This window comes from Pseudoalteromonas sp. S2893 (assembly GCF_005887105.1).
In the GTDB taxonomy this organism is placed as follows: domain Bacteria; phylum Pseudomonadota; class Gammaproteobacteria; order Enterobacterales; family Alteromonadaceae; genus Pseudoalteromonas; species Pseudoalteromonas atlantica.
This window is the reverse complement of sequence record NZ_PNCY01000091.1, coordinates 1-333: the sequence shown is the minus strand read 5'-3', so window position 1 is coordinate 333 and position 333 is coordinate 1. Positions and strand designations below refer to the sequence as shown.

Below are 333 nucleotides of genomic sequence, written 5' to 3'. Positions count from 1 at the left end.
ATAGTAAGTGGCGTCCCCAAGGGGATTCGAACCCCTGTTACCGCCGTGAAAGGGCGGTGTCCTAGGCCTCTAGACGATGGGGACGCAGAAATTGCTTTGCAAATCACTGATTTGCTATTTCTAAGTAAGATGAGACCGAGCCTGCGAGGCGAATGGCATTATCTTCTCAAAAACGTTTTCTGTGTCACTAGGACAACTGAATGGTTTGACTCGTTTCAGGCGAGTTTTTAATAACACTACCCTACTATAAATAGTAAGTGGCGTCCCCAAGGGGATTCGAACCCCTGTTACCGCCGTGAAAGGGCGGTGTCCTAGGCCTCTAGACGATGGGGA

Annotated in this window: 1 tRNA gene; it reads right to left on the bottom strand. The window is 49.5% G+C overall.

The annotated features are described in order from the left end of the window. Nucleotides 1–8: 8 nt before the first annotated feature. Nucleotides 9–84: transfer RNA gene (locus CWC04_RS19270), tRNA-Glu, on the bottom strand. Between the last annotated feature and the right edge of the window lie 249 nt (nt 85–333).